General features: G+C 42.4%; 16 protein-coding genes. 9 read left to right on the forward strand and 7 right to left on the reverse strand.

The window, feature by feature from the left end; genetic code table 11:
• Nucleotides 1-37 precede the first annotated feature (37 nt).
• From sbcD to BCU94_RS07910, 3 genes are all read left to right on the forward strand, one after another.
• Nucleotides 38-1,297, forward strand: a complete 1,260-nt coding sequence (gene sbcD, locus BCU94_RS07900) for an exonuclease subunit SbcD (protein WP_102440409.1) — start codon at nt 38-40, stop codon at nt 1,295-1,297.
• Nucleotides 1,297-5,094 (forward strand): AAA family ATPase, encoded by a 3,798-nt coding sequence (locus BCU94_RS07905; protein WP_102476079.1) that lies wholly within the window; start codon nt 1,297-1,299, stop codon nt 5,092-5,094. Before sbcD ends, BCU94_RS07905 begins: the two co-directional genes overlap by 1 nt.
• A 446-nt stretch (nt 5,095-5,540) precedes the next feature.
• Nucleotides 5,541-6,815: a peptidoglycan DD-metalloendopeptidase family protein gene (locus tag BCU94_RS07910; protein ID WP_102440407.1), complete on the forward strand. Its 1,275-nt coding sequence runs from the start codon at nt 5,541-5,543 to the stop codon at nt 6,813-6,815.
• Nucleotides 6,816-6,875: 60 nt separating this feature from the next.
• Here BCU94_RS07910 and BCU94_RS07915 read toward each other — a convergent pair whose 3' ends face one another.
• The 4 genes from BCU94_RS07915 to BCU94_RS07930 all read right to left on the reverse strand — a co-directional run bounded on the left by BCU94_RS07915 (nt 6,876) and on the right by BCU94_RS07930 (nt 10,021).
• A complete protein-coding gene (locus BCU94_RS07915) occupies nt 6,876-7,310 on the reverse strand; it encodes an HNH endonuclease signature motif containing protein (RefSeq protein WP_102476080.1) in 435 nt (144 codons plus the stop codon).
• Between the two features lie 41 nt (nt 7,311-7,351).
• Nucleotides 7,352-8,035 carry a M48 family metallopeptidase gene (locus BCU94_RS07920; RefSeq protein ID WP_102440405.1) on the reverse strand — a complete coding sequence of 228 codons (684 nt, stop codon included), beginning with the start codon at nt 8,033-8,035 and terminating at the stop codon, nt 7,352-7,354.
• 101 nt (nt 8,036-8,136) lie between these two features.
• Entirely contained in the window at nt 8,137-8,574 is a 438-nt protein-coding gene (locus BCU94_RS07925; protein ID WP_102440404.1) for a DUF3010 family protein, read from the reverse strand.
• A gap of 79 nt (nt 8,575-8,653) precedes the next feature.
• Nucleotides 8,654-10,021 carry a DEAD/DEAH box helicase gene (locus BCU94_RS07930; RefSeq protein WP_102476081.1) on the reverse strand — a complete coding sequence of 456 codons (1,368 nt, stop codon included), beginning with the start codon at nt 10,019-10,021 and terminating at the stop codon, nt 8,654-8,656.
• A gap of 118 nt (nt 10,022-10,139) precedes the next feature.
• On the opposite strand from BCU94_RS07930, the gene rssA reads away from it, so the two are divergent.
• The 6 genes from rssA to BCU94_RS07960 all read left to right on the forward strand — a co-directional run bounded on the left by rssA (nt 10,140) and on the right by BCU94_RS07960 (nt 16,353).
• Nucleotides 10,140-11,114: a patatin-like phospholipase RssA gene (rssA, locus tag BCU94_RS07935; RefSeq protein WP_102476082.1), complete on the forward strand. Its 975-nt coding sequence runs from the start codon at nt 10,140-10,142 to the stop codon at nt 11,112-11,114.
• A gap of 406 nt (nt 11,115-11,520) precedes the next feature.
• A complete protein-coding gene (gene nrdD / locus BCU94_RS07940) occupies nt 11,521-13,641 on the forward strand; it encodes an anaerobic ribonucleoside-triphosphate reductase (protein ID WP_102440401.1) in 2,121 nt (706 codons plus the stop codon).
• Nucleotides 13,642-13,787: 146 nt separating this feature from the next.
• Nucleotides 13,788-14,261, forward strand: a complete 474-nt coding sequence (nrdG, locus tag BCU94_RS07945) for an anaerobic ribonucleoside-triphosphate reductase-activating protein (protein WP_102476083.1) — start codon at nt 13,788-13,790, stop codon at nt 14,259-14,261.
• 139 nt (nt 14,262-14,400) lie between these two features.
• The gene (locus BCU94_RS07950; protein WP_102476084.1) at nt 14,401-14,757 is read left to right on the forward strand and encodes a YibL family ribosome-associated protein; all 357 of its coding nucleotides are present in this window, start codon (nt 14,401-14,403) and stop codon (nt 14,755-14,757) included.
• 86 nt (nt 14,758-14,843) lie between these two features.
• Complete coding sequence (gene ribA, locus BCU94_RS07955) at nt 14,844-15,458, forward strand: GTP cyclohydrolase II (RefSeq protein WP_076540064.1); 615 nt, start codon at nt 14,844-14,846, stop codon at nt 15,456-15,458.
• A gap of 28 nt (nt 15,459-15,486) precedes the next feature.
• Nucleotides 15,487-16,353 (forward strand): hypothetical protein, encoded by an 867-nt coding sequence (locus BCU94_RS07960; protein WP_102476085.1) that lies wholly within the window; start codon nt 15,487-15,489, stop codon nt 16,351-16,353.
• 119 nt (nt 16,354-16,472) lie between these two features.
• On the opposite strand, the gene BCU94_RS07965 is transcribed toward BCU94_RS07960, so the two are convergent.
• The 3 genes from BCU94_RS07965 to BCU94_RS07975 all read right to left on the reverse strand — a co-directional run bounded on the left by BCU94_RS07965 (nt 16,473) and on the right by BCU94_RS07975 (nt 17,948).
• Nucleotides 16,473-16,823 carry a VF530 family protein gene (locus BCU94_RS07965; protein WP_102476086.1) on the reverse strand — a complete coding sequence of 117 codons (351 nt, stop codon included), beginning with the start codon at nt 16,821-16,823 and terminating at the stop codon, nt 16,473-16,475.
• A 114-nt stretch (nt 16,824-16,937) separates the two neighbouring features.
• A complete protein-coding gene (locus BCU94_RS07970; protein ID WP_102440397.1) occupies nt 16,938-17,603 on the reverse strand; it encodes an AAA family ATPase in 666 nt (221 codons plus the stop codon).
• Between the two features lie 42 nt (nt 17,604-17,645).
• On the reverse strand, nt 17,646-17,948 hold the full coding sequence (locus BCU94_RS07975; protein ID WP_102440396.1) for a PilZ domain-containing protein: 303 nt from the start codon (nt 17,946-17,948) through the stop codon (nt 17,646-17,648).
• Between the last annotated feature and the right edge of the window lie 116 nt (nt 17,949-18,064).

An 18,064-nucleotide genomic window follows, 5' to 3' on the forward strand; every position in this document is an offset into this window, starting at 1 on the left:
GATTTCAATAACAACACATCGAACAGAAAAGGTTTTCATGCGCATTATTCACACATCTGATTGGCACCTTGGTCAAAACTTTTACGGTAAAAGTCGCGCTGTTGAGCACAAGGCATTTTTGCAGTGGTTGTTAGCACAAATTAGCCAGCATCAGGTTGATGCACTGATTGTCGCTGGCGATATTTTTGATACTGGCACGCCGCCAAGTTATGCCCGCAGTTTGTACAATCAATTTATTGTCGATATTCAAGCAACAAATTGTAAGCTTATCGTTCTTGGTGGTAATCACGACTCTGTTGCTACCTTAGGTGAGTCAAAGCAGTTGCTGGCGTGCTTAAATGCCACGGTTATCCCAGGTGCGCTTGATAACGCAGCTGAGCATGTGTTGTTAGTGGCTGATAGTCATGATCACCCCTGCGCGATTGTATGTGCGCTGCCCTATTTACGCCCTAGAGATATAGTATTAAGTGAGTCGGGTGAGTCCAGTGAAGATAAACAGCGAAAGTTAGCTAATGAAATCGCCGATTTATATCAGCGCTGTTTTGCTCATGCCCAAGCAATTAATAACCAGCAAACTACGCCATTACCCATTATTGCCACAGGGCATTTAACCACAGTGGGTGCCAGCACCAGTGAGTCAGTGCGAGACATTTATATTGGTAGCCTTGATGCATTTAATGCCAACTTGTTTCCTGCAGCGGATTACATTGCACTAGGCCACATTCATCGACCGCAAAAAATCGCCAAAACAGAGCATATTCGCTATAGCGGCTCGCCAATCAGTTTAAGTTTTGATGAACTTAACAGTCAAAAAAGTGTGTATTTGGTTGAGTTTGATAAGGCTAAATTAGCCGAGGTCAGTGCCCTTGAAGTGCCCAAGTTTCAAGCCATGGCAAGTGTAAAAGGCAGCTTGGCCGAAATCGCATCCCAGCTTGAAACCTTAGTTGAGCAAGGCAGCGATCAAGTCACTTGGCTGAGTATCGAAGTGGCCGAGCAAGACTTTTTAACCGACTTACAAAGCCGAATAGCCGAATTGACCGACGCCTTACCTGTAGAAGTACTGCAACTTAAGCGTGCTCGTAGCCAGCGCCAACAGCAAATTCAGCAAATGGATAATGAAACCTTAACTGAATTAAGCGTCACAGAAGTGTTTGAGCGCCGTTTAGCCCAAGAAGACTTTTCAGAACCCGAGCAGCAACAGCGACTTGAACGGGTAAAACAACAGTTTGATATTATCCTTGATGAAATGAATGAGCAGCTTAATGGCACAGCGCAACATGTTGAGGAGGCAAAATAATGAAAATCCTTAGCCTGCGTTTTAAAAATATTAACTCATTAAAAAATGAGTGGAAAATTGATTTTACCCAGTCGCCATTTAAAGAAAACGGCCTGTTTGCCATTATTGGCCCTACAGGCTCGGGTAAAACAACCATTTTAGATGCTATCTGCTTAGCGCTGTATCATCAGACCCCGCGCTTAGGGGTAATTTCAAAAACCACCAATGAGCTCATGACTCGTGGCACCAGCGATTGTCTGGCCGAGGTTGAGTTTGAAGTGAAAGGTAAGGCGTATCGCGCCTTTTGGAGCCAACGACGCTCCCGTGGTCAAGTTGATGGCAATTTACAAGATGCCCAAGTTGAGTTAGCGCAACTTGAAGATGGTAAAATTCTTGCCAGCCAAATTAAGCATAAAACCGAATTAACCGAAGCCATTACCGGATTAGATTTCGCGCGATTTACTAAATCGATGATGTTATCCCAAGGTCAGTTTGCCGCCTTTTTAAATGCCAAAGCTAATGAACGGGCTGAGTTACTTGAAGAGCTTACCGGCACAGAAATATACGGGCTTATCTCGGAGCAAGTACATCAAAAATTTAGCCAATCAAAGCAGGAGCTTGCCTTGCTTGAAGCTAAATCAAACAGCGTTGAATTACTAGATGATGACAGTATTAGCCTTAAACAAATAGAGCAAACTCAGTTAATTGAGCAAGCCGATTTATGCCAGCAACAACTGCAGCAACTGCAGCTGCAAGTCACGTGGGCTAAGCAGCTTGAGCAAGCAACCGAGCGACATCTTGCCAGTGAGCAACAATTACAACTAGCGCAGACTGAACTTAAAGCCCAGCAAGCCAGTTTAGCTAAGTTAGCTGCCAGTGAGCCAGCTGAAAGCTTAATTCCGTTGTTTGAAGGCATGAGCAAACTTGAAAACAGCCATGCACAGTTGCAAAAGCAGTTACAGCAGCGCAATACTGAGCTTGAACAGGCCAGCGCACAATTAAGTCAAATCGCCACTGAGCAACAGTTGCAGTCTCAGCACTTTAGTTTAGCTAAGCAGCAACATACGGATTTAGTGACGCTAATTGATACTCAGGTGCAGCCACTTGATAATCAAATTGAGCAAGTGAGCTTTAAACATGCTCAGCAGTTACAGTCTCAGCAGCAACAAACCCAGCTGCTAGAGCAATTACAGCAAAAGCAGCAGGCCATCGGCGGACAAATACAAACCGTTACGGCATTACAAGCCCAGCAGCAGCAAGTCATCAACCAATATCCCCAGGGCAAGTTGATCCAAACTCGCCTTGGTGTGTGGCAGCAGCAATATGCTAACTACGCCGAGCAAGTGACTCAGCAAACTAAGTTGACGCAACAAATTGCCCGTTTTCAGCAACAGCAAATTCAGCTCCAACAGCAGCAAAGCACACTGACAGCGCAAGTAACCGGTGAGCAACAGTTACTTGGACAATATCAACTCAGCCGCCAACAAGCCCAGCTGCAATTACAGACCTTGTTAGCCGGTGATGAAGAAGCACTCATTGAGCAGCAATATAATGACATAGTGACTCAGCAGCCAAAGCGCAGTCAGCTTGAACACTTGTCGACCCGTTACAGTGAATTGCAATTAGATCTTAATCAACATCGCCAGCAAAACGCGCAAACCCAACACGATATTGAGTTAAAGCAAGCTGAGTTAACCCAAATACGAGTCTTGTGGACAGATAAAAATCAGCAGTTAAAAGACTTAACAAGCTTGCTAAAACAAGAGCAATATATTGCTGATTTAACCCAGCATCGGGCTAAGTTAGTAGAAGGTGAGCCATGCGCCTTATGTGGCTCGTTGGATCACCCTTTAGTGAGTGAATATCAAGCGGTTGATTTGTCGCAAACAGAGCTGCGCCATCAACAAACTAGCGCGCAATTAGATAAGATTAAAACCCAAGGCGAGCAAGCTAAATTGGCATTGCAAACCTTGCAGTTACAATATGAGTCAGCCTCACAAGCGGTGGCTAAGCTAACGGCGCAGAGTCAGCAATTACAACAGGACTGGCAGCAAACTTGTCAGCAACTTGGAATTGCATTTGCTATTGATGATAGCCAGCTGAGTGATTATGTAGCGCAAATGGCGCAGTTGCAGCAAAACTTATCCCAGCGATTAGCTGATATCAGGCAGGCTAAAACTCACCTGCAACAACAAAACGATCAGTACCAGCAAGCGAATAACGCCGCTGAGCAACAACAGCACCAATTAAGCTTATTAGCCCAAGAGCATACAAGCTGCAACAATGGCTTACAGGACGCTGAGCTGCAGCTTATTGAGGTGAATAAAACCCTTAATAACCTAGTGACTGAATTAAGCGATTCAATTGCGCAAACCGCAGAGTCTATGCCAGATATGGCTGGGTTTAAAGCGTGGTTAAGCGCCCTTGAACAACAAATAATGCAGTGGCAGCAAGCAAGCGATCAGCAACTTGAAGCACAGCAGCAATTACAATTATTGCAGCAGCAACAGCAAACCCAGGCGAGTCAACTAGAAGAGGCGTTGCAGCAATCACAGTCGCAGCAAGCGCAATTAACTGAAGTTGCAGCTGAGTTAGCCAAGTTGACGAGCCAAAGGCAGCAGCTATTTGCCGATAAGCAAACATTAACTGAAAAGCAGGCTAGCCAAGCCATGCTTGAGCAAGCAGAAAGCCAGTTAACAGCGCTACAAAGTCAATTGAATCAATATCAGCAGCAGCAAGATAATGTTAAGGCGCATATTGAAGCCGTTAATAAACAAATTGCAGTGGCATTGACTGAGTTAACCGCGGCAACCGAGCAGTGGCAGCAGCAATTAAGCCAAAGCCCATTTGCCAGCCAAGCGGAATTTGAGCAAGCCATTATTCCTCAGGCTGAGCGTGAGCAGTTAATTAACTTGCAGCAGCAACTTAATGAGCAGCAGTTAAAAGCGCGCACCTTGGTAGAACAAGCCAAGCAGCAATTAACAGCGTTAATGGCCCAAGCAGAGCAATTTGGTTATGAGCAGCTAACGACTGAAAAGCAGCAACAAGGATCAGACAAAGTCTTACTTCAAGGGGCTGATCTAGATTCAGAGCTAAAGTCAGAGCAAGAATCTGCGCAAGGCTATTTAGCACAGGTCAGTTTGCAGCATCAACAAGTCGAGACCCAGTTAGGTGAGATAAAACAAACCTTATGGCAAGTGAACCATTTACTGGATGACGATAAACAAAAGCGCCTAAGTCAGCAGCAAATGCTGTTAGAGCTTAACCAAGCCAAACAAGCTTATGATGATATCGCCTATTTACACTCACTCATCGGTTCGCAAAAAGGCGATAAATTCAGAAAGTTTGCCCAAGGGCTGACATTAGATCATCTGGTTACTTTGGCTAATCGGCAGCTGGATAGGCTTCAAGGACGCTATTTGCTTGAGCGCAAACAATCGGTAGATCTAGAGCTGCAAGTATTGGATACCTGGCAAGGCGATGCAATTCGAGATACTCGCACCTTATCAGGTGGTGAAAGCTTTTTAGTCAGTTTGGCATTAGCGTTAGCGTTATCGGATTTAGTCAGTCATAAAACCAGTATCGACTCGTTATTTTTGGATGAGGGCTTTGGCACCTTAGACAGTCAAACCTTAGATACCGCCCTTGATGCGCTAGATAACCTTAATGCTTCAGGCAAAATGATTGGTGTGATCAGCCACATTGAAGCGATGAAAGAGCGCATTGGGGTGCAAATTAGAGTGCATAAAATGAATGGACTTGGAGTCAGTAAGTTGCAGAGTGAATATAAAGTTAATAGCGATGTCGAATTGGCTTAAGTTTGTCTCTAAAGCTTATCGCTCAGACTCGCGGCTAGGCTAACAACTAAACCGTCACTTGAGGTTAATGCAGCCGCATTAGCCTCATTATTTGCTTTGGGGTAGGGTTATTTTTAGGTCAATAAATTCTAATGATAAATCAACCATGCTGAGTAAAAAGCTGCCATTGTTGCAGCGCTTTTAGGTTAATTAAGCGAGTTATAGATGTAAATTAAAAACATCATGACTGATAACAGTCTTTTCCCATCTCAGTTACTTTCAATTGCCTAGTTCAAAGTTATGCAGGCGTGGTGAGTTTTTATATTTGTATTTGCAGTCTTTTTTGATATAACTCCCCCTTGGTATATAGTACTTAAGCACTCATTAAACTAGTGCTTAAGTATACATTCTTTTATACGTATATTAATACGTGCAGTAGGGCGGACACGAGATTGCTTTCAGCTCAAATGGATAAGCTACAAACGCTGGTTGGTAAAGCGCAAAACTTACCCACATTACATCGAAAATTATTGCTAGCAAGCGTGTTTATTGTCGCGGCGGCATTACTGTGGCCAACCCCGCAAGAATTTGCCTCACAGCGGATCCCTGTTGCCCTTGATATCGAAGCCTTGATCCCACAGGTAGCCAATCATACTCCGGTTGAAATTAGTGAGCCGGTTGCGCCGACATTTGAACGTATTATTGAGCAAGGTGACACCTTAAGTCAGTTATTTGAAATAGCTGGTATTGGTCAACAGACCATGTACAAAGTGCTTGAAGCTGATTTAAATGTACTGGCATTAGATACATTATCGCCGGGTAATCGTATTCGATTTTGGCAAGACGAACAGCAAAAACTAACCAAACTAGAGTTGTATTTTAATCCAGCTTACCAAGTGGTATTTAGCCGTTTTGACGATGGCAGTTACGAGGTTAATGAGGTCAATATAGAAGGCATTTGGCAAAACCGCATTATTAGTGGGGATATCAATGGCTCATTTTATTTATCGGCCCAGCGCTCAGGTTTAACTGCAGCGCAAATACAAACCATAGAAACGCTACTTTCAAGCAAGCTAAATTTCTCCCGTGATTTGCGTGCAGGTGATCAATTTTCAGTATTAATGAATGATCAATTTATTGAAGGCGTATCCACCGGAGCCAGTAAATTAGAAGCGGTGCGTATTGAAACCAGAGGTAGAAATATTAGCGCCTTTCAAAATGTGGATGGTAATTTTTATGATGACAAAGGCCAAGGTCTAGCCAGTGCCTTTCAGCGAATACCGCTGGAAAGGCAGTATCGCTTATCTTCACATTTCAATCCGACCCGTAAGCACCCTGTTACTGGTAGAACCTCGCCACATAACGGTACTGACTTTGCCACTCCTACTGGCACCAGAGTGGTAGCGCCGGGGGATGGTGTGGTGTCAATGGTCACTAATCATCGCTTTGCAGGCAAGTATATTGTGATTGAACACGACAATAATGTTAGAACCCGCTATTTGCATATGTCGAAGTTCTTGGTCAGAAAAGGCCAGCGGGTTAAACGCGGGCAGGTGATTGGCTTATCAGGCAGCACAGGTCGGGTGACGGGACCACATTTACATTATGAGTTTCATGTTAATGGTCGCCCAGTTAACCCAATGAAGGTGAGTATCATTGAAGCCTCGGTATTGCCTAAAAAGCAAATGAACGCCTTTAAGCAACTGGTGAAAACCAAACAAATGATGATGGATTTAGGTTAACCCATTTAATCTTTTTATCGTTAAATTAAAACCACTTTTAATTCGTTTGAAAGTGGTTTTTTATTTGCGCCATTTGGTTTCTGAGTGATTTGATTTACCAAGGTTACATTGATCGCATAGCACTTGTAGGTTATCGATATCGAGCGCAAGTTCAGGATATTTGGAGCGAGGTTTGATGTGGTCAACGTGCATGACTGCGCCATGTTGTGGGCTAGTGCCGCAGCACTGACAAACTGAGCCGTACTTTTCAAAAGCGTTTAGACGCAGGCTTAACCATTTTTGAGATGAATAAAAAGATACCGATTTGGGTTCTTCAAATGGGATTAACTCCCAATCATTAAATTCGCATGGCGCCAGATCGGGTCCCATCAAACCCACCGAAAACTCTTTAAGTTGATTATCCTTAAGCCAATTACGAATGGCTTTCATGGCTGCTTTTTCGGTTTTGTATTTTCGAGTGCGACGATTGTCGCCCCTAAAGCTTGCTACATACATTAATACCCTCCTAAGAAAATAGGTTTATGAATATCTTAAGCTTAATAAGGGGCTTTTCCTAGCTCAATACAGGTCAGTAATAAGCGTAAGTCGAATTCCAGCTGGTGGTAATCGCTGGTCATATATTCGCACAGTTGATAAAAAGCTTTGTTGTGATCTTTTTCTTTAAGGTGGGCTAATTCGTGCACCACCACCATTCTCAGTAATGGCTCAGGCACATGGCGTAGTCGTGATGAAATTCGAATTTCATTCTTAGCTTTGACCTTACTGCCTTGTACGCGATTGGCGTAGGTATGTAGGCCTAAGGCTTGATGACTGAGGGTGATTTTGTCGTCAAAAACCACTTTAGAAAGCGGCGCAGACTGTTTTAAGAATTGCTGTTTAAACACCATGGTGTAGTCATAAAGCGCTTTATCAGTGCGTATATCGTGCACACTTGGGTAACGCTTTAATAGCACGGCAGCTAAGCTGTCATTGGCAATATAGCCTTTTACCTGTTCGATGGTTTGGGCTGAATAACCGGCAATGTATTTAAGCTGGGCTGTTTGCTGTTTTTTGGCCTTTACCTCATCACTGGTTACCAGGCTTGCTAGGGCTTGCTTAGCCGCCAGTTTAGTCGCTGTAGCTTGATTAACCGCTTTTACCGTCATTTGCGGCGGCGCACTTGGTCTGACTTTTTTTGATGTAACAGGAGTGGAAAATGAGGCGGATTTTCTTGAATTCATAGGGATATTTATTGCTTACTTTAAGCTTATCAGTAAGCTGCTTTTACCCACAAACAGGCCATAAAGCAGCTTACTCACAAGAAAATCTAATTCAAACTGAGTTAGATTTTGCCATACATGTGGCGGTTTTGCTGAGCGTATGCGGCTTCAAAAGCAGGTAATTGCACACGTTTAAGCTCAAGGGTATCAAGATCGGCTTGTGGCGGATTACGCTTTAGCTCTTCTTTGATAGTCACTGGGCTAATAATCGCTACTGGTAATTCAGTAATTTGAATTGCTGCTTCAAGTTTAAAGCTAGTAGCAGAGCCGGAGAACTTGCCTTTTTGTTCACGTTCAATAATCACGATTTCATCAACTTTGTAATCTTCCATTAATTTATGGAAAGCAAAATGAAATTCACGAATTGATTCTGTTTCAACAGATTTTGAAATGCTGAACGAGATTTGACGACATTCCGGTACGTTGAATGACTCTTTCTCATAATTTAATAAGCTGATGATGGCTTCGCCACCTTTTAATTCTACACCACAAATCTTCATGTTATACCTTACTTAGAGCGAGTTTATTTGGCATGTTGTTGAGCTGTGCTCAAATATGTTCATGCTGTCAAAATTACGGTTATTCTTCGTCACTGACAATTGAATCATCAGTTTCGATAATTTTTGCTGGTTTTGCTTTACGGCGCATTGGTGCGTCACCAATATCAATACCGGTGGCAAAGCGCTTGTCGCGTTTAGGCGCCACTTTTGGCTTCTTGCTAGCGACACGCTTGGCATTACCTGTATTGGCATCAGCTGATTTTGCATTGGCGCTTGATGCCTTAGGCTTGTCTCTTAAGCCTTTAAATTTAGCTTCAAGGCCTGCGATAGTTGAGAAGTCAAAGTTCTTACGTAAGAACACCTGTACTTTCTTAAAGCTATCCCAGTCTTTCGGGCCTACTAATGAAATAGCATCGCCTTTAGCGCCTGCGCGGCCAGTACGGCCAATACGGTGAACATATTCTTCGGCAAACTTTGGCATGTCAAAGTTAATTACTAATGACACATTTAATAAGTCTAACCCGCGAGAAGCAACATCTGTGGTGACTAAAATCTTTTGTTGGCCACGGCTGAATTTGTCCATAATTTGATTACGTGCTGACTGACTTAAGTCACCACTGAGCGCAGCGGTTTCTAGCCCTTCAGCAGACAATAGTTTGGCGAGTCTGTCAGTGTCTGAGCGAGTTGCAGTAAAAATGATCACTTGCTTGTGTTGCTCATGTTTTAAAATATGCTGCAGCAGGGCTTGTTTGTGATCAAGGTGGTCAACTAAAAAGATGCGCTGAACAATATCTTTATGCTCTGCATGCGATGCGCCAATAGCCACATGGCTAGGGGTCTTTAATAATGTTGCGGCGATATCATTGATGTCATCGTGATCTAATGTCGCTGAAAACATCAAGGTTTGTCTGCGCTTATGATCTGCAGCGTCATTAATGGCTTTAAGTTGTGGCGCAAAACCAAGATCTAACATGCGATCGGCTTCATCAAGTACCAGTAACTCTAAGCCATTTAGGTATAAGTGGCGCTGTTGAAGATGATCGGCAATACGCCCAGGTGTTGCCACAATAAAGTGTGGGTCACGAGATAGCGATTTTGCTTGATCGTTAAAGTTCTCGCCACCTAAAATACTAATGGCTTTATATTGGGTATTGGCAACCAGTAAACGTAATTGACCATAGACTTGCTGAGCAAGTTCACGGGTTGGCAATAAAATCAGAACGCGAGGGTCTTTTTTAGAGAGGGCCCTAGTCGATATTACCCGCTGCAAAGCAGGTAATAAAAACGCCAGGGTTTTACCTGAACCGGTTTTAGATGATGCCATTAAATCTTTACCCGCTAGGGCAATTGGCAGGGCTTGCTGCTGAATTTCTGTTGGCTCAGAAATGCCCATATGCTTTAGACTGTCTAGTAAGCGTTTATCTAAAGAAAAATCGGTAAATAACAAAGGTAAATCCCCTAAAAAATGATAGCCAGATATTATAACGTGTAAGCGACTTGATAGCCAACAGCTTAAGCGTAAGATAAGCTACTTAGGTGTGCAAAAATGGTTAAGGGTTTGGTAAATGTCTAAGGCTTCAAAAGAAAATAAATCATCACTTCGTGTTGGGATCGCCCTCGGTAGTGGCGCGGCTAAGGGCTGGGCTCATATTGGGGTGATAAAAGAGCTGGCCGCCATGGGGATCCACCCTGAAAAGATTGCTGGCTGCTCTGTTGGGGCTCTGGTGGGCGCAGCTTATGCTAATGATCATTTAGAAGAGTTACATGAGTGGGTGAGTGGGTTTTCTAGTTGGGATGTTTTAGGCTTAATGGATTTAAGCTGGCGCAAAGGTGGCTTAATCAGTGGTGAAAAAGTATTTGATGTTTTAGCTGGTCGAATAGGCGATCTAAAAATAGAGCAATTGCAAAAGCCGTTTGCGGCAGTGGCGACCGATTTATATTCTGGCCAAGAAATTTGGTTCAAAGAAGGCGATTTACGTCATGCGGTAAGAGCCTCGTGTTCAATGCCGGGCTTTTTACCCCCAGTACAATTGCATGATCGCTGGTTAGTGGATGGCGCAGTGGTAAACCCTGTGCCAGTGTCAATGTGCCGCACCATGGACGTTGATGTAGTGATTGCAGTGGACTTAAATGGTCACCGCCGTAATAGTATGCATATGTTGCCTCAACAAATGACCAGCTGTGCGCCCACTGAAATTGAAAAGCAATTAGTGGCCAAAGAGCCAGAGTCGGCGTTTATGGATCTGCTAGGTAAAGGTAAAGAGTATATAAATAGTTTTTCAGAAAAGTTTTCCACAAGCACGAAATCTCACCCTGGGATGATTGCGGTGATGTCGCAATCAATGGATATTTTAGAGCAGCGCCATAAACGCGCCAGATTAATGGGCGATCCACCGGATGTGTGTTTAGTGCCACAGCTTGCTGATATCGGTACCATGGAGTTTCATCGTGCTGATGAAGCGATAGAAGCAGGCCGTCAATCTGTGCGCCAATCTGCGCATTTAATTTATGCAGCCCTTGGTATTAGCCCAAATGATTAACGCCAATTAAAGCGCTTTGCTTTAATCATACTGATTTTTAACGGTTGAAATGACCTGTTTAAGCATCAATATACCAGTATAAATCTGTGATAACTATTTGTATAAATCTGCGATAACTATTCGTATAAGCCTGCAATTACCAGTTTAAATCTGTAATAAATAGCAATCTATTTATAGGCGTTTCAGCACTCAGTAGCTGCTTTTTATAACCTGGTCAAGTTCAACTTTTCTAAATAGTGTTGAGCTTGGCAGTAATTTTTTTCATTTTGTTCCCCTTCATCAAAACATGATCTAGATCATGGATTTTTAGTGCCTATTATTGCCTAATGCACCATATATTGTGTTTGTTGATAATTATGTGTGGATATATAGTGTTTATATCCTGTGCATAAAAGGAGTAAAAGTAATGCCTGTAGTAATTAAAAGGGACGGTTGTCGTACTCTATTTGATGAGTCGCGGATCAAGGATGCCATTGTTGCAGCAATGGAAACTGCTACAGGTAGTGCTGATGAAGACTATGCTTCAACAGTCGCTTGTGTGATTAGAGATCAAGTTGCTAACGATGAAGAAGTTGAGATCCATCATTTACAAGCTTTAGTTGAAAACTTATTAATGGAAGGTCCTCATAAAGAGGTTGCGCGTCATTATATTGAGTATCGTCACGACCGTGATATTTGCCGTGAAGCCAAAAGTAAATTGAACTGCGAAATTCGTGGTTTGGTTGAACAAAGCGACGCGTCGATTTTAAATGAAAATGCCAATAAAGACGCTAAAGTTATTCCAACTCAACGGGATTTACTTGCTGGCATCGTGGCCAAACATTATGCCAAGTCGCATCTATTGCCAAAAGATATTGTTGCTGCACATGAGTCAGGTCAACTGCATTATCACGACTTAGACTATGCACCATTCTTCCCAATGTTTAACTGCATGCTAATTGATTTAGCAGGCATGTTAACCCATGGCTTTAAAATGGGTAATGCTGAAATTGATACCCCTAAATCAATTTCAACTGCGACTGCAGTAACTGCGCAAATTATTGCCCAAGTGGCTAGCCATATCTATGGCGGCACCACCATTAACCGCATTGATGAAGTATTAGCTGAGTTCGTTCAAAAGAGCTATCAAAAGCAGTTGGTTATCGGTAAAGAGTGGGGCGTAGCAGATGTTGAAGCCTTTGCCATGGCGCAAACTGAAAAAGAATGTTACGACGCATTCCAGTCTTTAGAATATGAAGTAAATACCCTTCATACCGCCAATGGCCAAACGCCATTTGTGACCTTTGGTTTTGGCTTAGGCTCGTGCTGGGAAGCGCGTTTAATTCAAAAGTCGATTCTTAAAGTACGTATGGCAGGTCTAGGTAAAAACCGTAAAACAGCGGTATTCCCAAAACTGGTTTTTGCTATTCGTGATGGCCTAAATCATAAAGCTGCTGATGCTAACTACGATGTGAAGAAGTTAGCATTAGAGTGTGCCACCATGCGCATGTATCCAGATATTCTTAATTATGAACAAGTTGAACGCGTTACTGGTTCATTTAAAACGCCAATGGGTTGTCGTTCATTCTTAGGAACTTATGAAGAAAATGGTGAGTTAATTCATGAAGGGCGTAACAACTTAGGTGTTGTCAGCTTAAACTTACCTAGAATCGCCATTGAAGCCAAGGGCGACGAAACCGCTTTCTTTGCCTTATTAGAACAGAGAATGACACTCGCTCGTAAAGCACTCGATACCCGTATTGCCCGCTTAGTGGGTGTAAAAGCGCGTGTTGCACCAATCCTATATATGGAAGGTGCTTGTGGTGTTCGTTTAAATGCAGATGATGATGTGTCTGAAATCTTTAAAAATGGCCGCGCGTCAATCTCATTAGGCTACATTGGCTTACATGAAACCATTAATGCACTTTATGGTACTGATGAGCACGTGTTTGATAGCGAGCTGTTACGCACTAAAGCCATTGAAATTATCTCAGTGATGAAGCGCGCGACTGAAGCGTGGAAACAAGAAACAGGTTATGGCTTTAGCCTATACAGCACCCCAAGTGAAAACTTATGTAGTCGTTTTTGCCAGCTAGATGCCAAAGAGTTTGGTGTGGTTGCAGGGGTTACTGATAAAGGTTACTACACTAACAGTTTCCATTTAGACGTCGAAAAGAAAGTCAATCCATACGATAAAATTGAGTTTGAATTACCGTACCCAGAAATCACCAATGGTGGCTTTATTTGTTACGGTGAGTTCCCGAACATGCAGCACAATATTGAAGCATTAGAAAACGTCTGGGATTACAGTTACACCAGAGTGCCTTATTACGGTACCAATACCCCAATCGATGAATGTTATGACTGTGGTTACGTTGGTGAGTTTAACTGTACCAGTAAAGGTTTTGTGTGCCCTAAATGTGGCAACCATGAGCCAAGCCGTGTGTCGGTAACCCGTCGTGTATGTGGTTATCTAGGCAGCCCTGATGCAAGACCATTTAACTATGGTAAGCAAGAAGAAGTTAAACGCCGCGTTAAGCATTTATAAATAGCAAATTCATGAAGTTAGCAAAGCTAATTCCGTGATTAACCCAACAAGGCGCTTTAAGCGCCTTGTTTTGGTTTGGCCTTAGTGATGCAAATAGGTTTACAGCGTGAGTGTTTACGCGACAATGAGCAGTAAGAGAAGTGATTATGAATTACCATCAGTATTTTCCTATCGATGTGATCAACGGCCCAGGTACCCGCGCGACCTTGTTTGTTTCAGGTTGTGAGCATCAATGCCGTGGTTGTTATAATCAGTCTACTTGGGATCCTCGTTCAGGCCATGAATTTAGCCAAATGATGGAAGAACAAATTATTGCTGATTTAAATGATACTCGTATCAAGCGCCGTGGTTTATCACTTTCTGGTGGCGACCCATTATTCCCAGCTAATCTCGACAGCATTTTGTCTTTGGTTAAACGGGTAAAACAACAATGCCCAGATAAAGACATTTGGCTATGGAGTGGCTACAAGCTCGATCAAATGTCCCTCAAACAACTGCAAGTATTAGACTATGTAGATGTGTTAGTGGATGGCAAGTTCGAGCAAGATTTAGCGGATCCCAGTTTGAAGTGGCGTGGTAGCAGTAATCAAATTATTCATGATTTAGTTCAAATAGATTAACCATAAGCTGCTGTGGATAATGTGTTTCGTCTAACGAACTGTTATACTTCGCCTCCGTAAACGTGTTGGATTGATACAAGTGCTGTGTTTGAGCATGTTATTGTGTCAGTGGCACAATGTTGAAATTTAAGGTAACACAATGAATTTAAAAGAAGAACTGCAAGCATTAAACGATAAAGCAGAAAAGTTTCGCCGTAAACTTGCTGCTGCACAAGCCCGTGAAGATAAAGCGGTTACCATGCAGTTTAAAAAAGAGATCGCGACAGTAACAAAACGTATTGCAAGTTTGAAAAATCAGCAATCACGTCAATTAAACAAAGCCGGTAAAGATGTAAAAGAACTAAAATTTAGTCGTGTGCTGACCAAAGCGGAACAAGCAGACATGGGTAAATTAAAAAAATCAGTTAAAGGATTAGTTGTTGTACATCCAATGACTGCGCTTGGCCGCGAAATGAATATTAAAGCAGTAACTGGTTTTGCCCCAGCAAAATTCTAATCCAGTTTATCCCTATTAGTTATGACGTAAGTCAGTTGCATGGATGATGAGACTCATAAATTGAGCGTTGTCTGAAAGGTTGGTCAATGTCGATTAAATATATCGCCACTTCTAAGTTACCTACGCCTTGGGGCGTATTTGCAATGCATGGTTTTGAAGATACCGAAACCGGTAAAGAACATGTTGCGCTAACGTTTGGTGAGCTAAATGCTAATGAGCCAATGTTAGGTCGTATTCACTCTGAATGTTTAACCGGTGATGCCTTGTTTAGTTTGCGTTGTGATTGTGGTTTTCAGCTGCAAACTGCAATGCAAAATATTGCTGAATTAGGCCAAGGTTTTATTCTTTATTTAAGACAAGAAGGCCGTGGCATTGGTTTACTGAATAAAATCCGAGCCTACGAACTGCAAGATCAAGGTGCCAATACTGTTGAAGCTAACGAACGTTTAGGTTTTGAAGCTGATATGCGTAAGTACGATATGATTGAACCTATGTTAGCTCAAATTGGTGTTAGCAAAGTGAAGTTAATGACCAATAATCCACGTAAAGTGAAGGCCATGCAGGCAGTTGGCATTGAAGTGAGCGAAAGAGTTCCATTGCAAGTGGGCAAAAACCGTTACAATGAAGCATATTTAAAAACCAAATCAACCGAGTTAGGTCATATGATGACAGAACACCATTTTATTGATGACAATAAATAACAGTTGACGAAATAGCGTAGATTAAATCATGTTACTGAGTTGGTTTACTGGTTTTAAAGCAAATCAATTTCCATTATATAAAAGCGCTGTAATAGCTATTGCAGCGCTTTTTGTTGTTCAACCTTGTCAGGCTCAATTTGATGCTGACAACCCCGATCTTTCCCATTACGCTTTTGCAAATTATATTGGCAGCGGGATTTATCGCGCTTCTGGCCAGAGCGCTGCAGTGGCCAATATTCCTTTCGCATTTGATATTGAACAGGCCGATGATCACCTGCTGACCCTAAGGTTGCCAGTTTCATTGGGCTTTTTTAATTACTCTTTTAGTGACTTGCCAGAAGGTGAACTACCCGATGGTGTCGGCACTATGACCATAACCCCAGGGATTGAGTACAAATGGTTTTATGACGAGCAGCTCACCCTAGAAACCTATTTAGATTTGGGCTACGGGCATAACTTTTCAAATTCCAGTAATGTGGGGATTTTCTCTACTGGTTTTTCAGCGTTATATGAATTGGCACAACCCAAATATAATCCGGTGTGGGTTAACCGAATTTATTATGCTGGCTATAAAAGCAGTATCAATGACAGCTCTGATGGCTATTCTGTATTGCAATCTGGCATTGATTTTGGCTTAAATCAACGCTGGGATTGGGGTGAGTATACCGTTGAGCCACGCTTGTTTGTAGCGGGGCGCTGGTATTTCGATAAACTTAAGTTTGTTACCCCAGTGCAAGAAAATGTGCTTACGCAATATTCCTATGAAGTGGGAGTGACATTAGCCTTGTCTAAGCCGTTAGGTTGGGGATGGTTCAGTACAGACCGATTTGGTATGAGTTATCAAACTGATGGGGAGTTACAGGTGTGGCGATTAATTTTTGAATTCCCTATGTAGTTTCATCGGTTACAAAAAAGCCTGATGGTTTAATTAAACCAATCAGGCTTTTTTGTACTATTTACCGAATAAACAGGTAGTTAGAGGTTTGTTTCAGACCGCTTGTTTATCAATGGTGTTTATTTGCCCCAAATATCAGCGTTAACACCTGCAGTGCATTTATTATTTTGCGCTTTGGACACAGGTTTGGCACCCGAGCCTTGATGAGCCTTTGTCGTTGATTTTGCTGCATCATAAACTTTAGGAGCAGGCAAAGGCAGCTTGTTGGTTTTTAGCCATAAGTATTCAACTTTATCACGGGCCCATTCGGTTTTTCTTAAAAACTTGAGGCTGGATTTAACACTTGGATTATCTTGAAAACAGCGAATATTAATGCGGCTGCCTAATTCTTCCCAGCCATACTTTTCCACTAATTCAGTGACAATAGTTTCTAATTTAATTCCATGAAGAGGATTGTTTGCTTGAGTCATGTACGCAGCTTAATTTACCAATTTGCCGACATTATAACATTGGCTTGCTGATGACGTTAGTGCTGAAATGTTTCAGTGCTAAGTTAACCACACTGAAACTTCAGCATATCAGACCTAAAACTCGAAGCTATTATCTGGTGGAATGGCAAAAAGCTCTTCGGCTATGGCGCGAATTTCTACTGCTGCTTTACCTTCAGGGTCAATCTCAAGCACTGACGAGCCACTTTCTTCGCTGTCATCATAAATATTACGATTGAAGGTAATGGCATTTAGCGCTTTTAAGCCAAATGATTGCACTACTTCCTTGGCCTCTAAAATACGCTTAAATTGCGATGGCAGAGCAGGGCATTGACTGACGACTATTGCAGCCACCATTTTTGGGTTGACCATTTTACAGGTGCTTAGCATGTCCTCCATGTGTGGAAGCGTTTTTAAATCACGTCTTTTGGGCCTAAGCGGAATGAGTACGTAAGTGGCGACTGACATCGCTGCGCGCATGGCAAGGTTATCTTGACCACCGCAATCGACAATAACGTATTCAAAGCGCTCATTAAGACTAAGTAAGTCATTACGGATTTTGCCGTATAATTGAATGCAATTAATGGGTTTTAAACTGGGGTGTTCATTTCTGGCTTGGATCCAATCTGAGGTGGTTTTTTGCGGGTCACAATCAACCATCAATACACTGGCATTGAAGGTTTCGGTTACATATACAGCGAGGTTTTGCGCTAAACAACTTTTGCCACTACCACCTTTTTCGCCGCCGACTAATATAATCATAGTATCACCTTAATGTTAAAGATATTGCACTGCTTTAAGCGTTTAAAGCAACTGCATGGCAATATGATAACTCTGTGGATTTGACTCAAGGCAACGACATACTTGGCCTTTGATGGTATTTTGTTTGTCAGTGTTATGGTTGAAGGTGACTGCGATTAAGTCGCCTAAGGCAAACGGCGCTTTATAGTCGATTAAAATTCCTTTACGGGCTAAATCGATACAAATGCCAGCATCTTCCTGGGGCTGGCCATTAGCGTCAATCCAATGCAATAAAACTCGCTCGGCTTCCATATCGACTCTTAAAGAAGCTCTTTTTTCTTCAAACCCTATAGGCTCATTTGACATAACCTTATCGCTCCCTGTTTGCTTAATCCATCATAAGTATTAGTCATTATTAGTGATAGTAATCAACATCGTTAAAAAAAGCGATAAGTAAGTCACTTATCGCTTTATTTGTTGAT

Source organism: Shewanella sp. 10N.286.52.C2 (genome assembly GCF_002874545.1).
Lineage (GTDB): Bacteria > Pseudomonadota > Gammaproteobacteria > Enterobacterales > Shewanellaceae > Shewanella.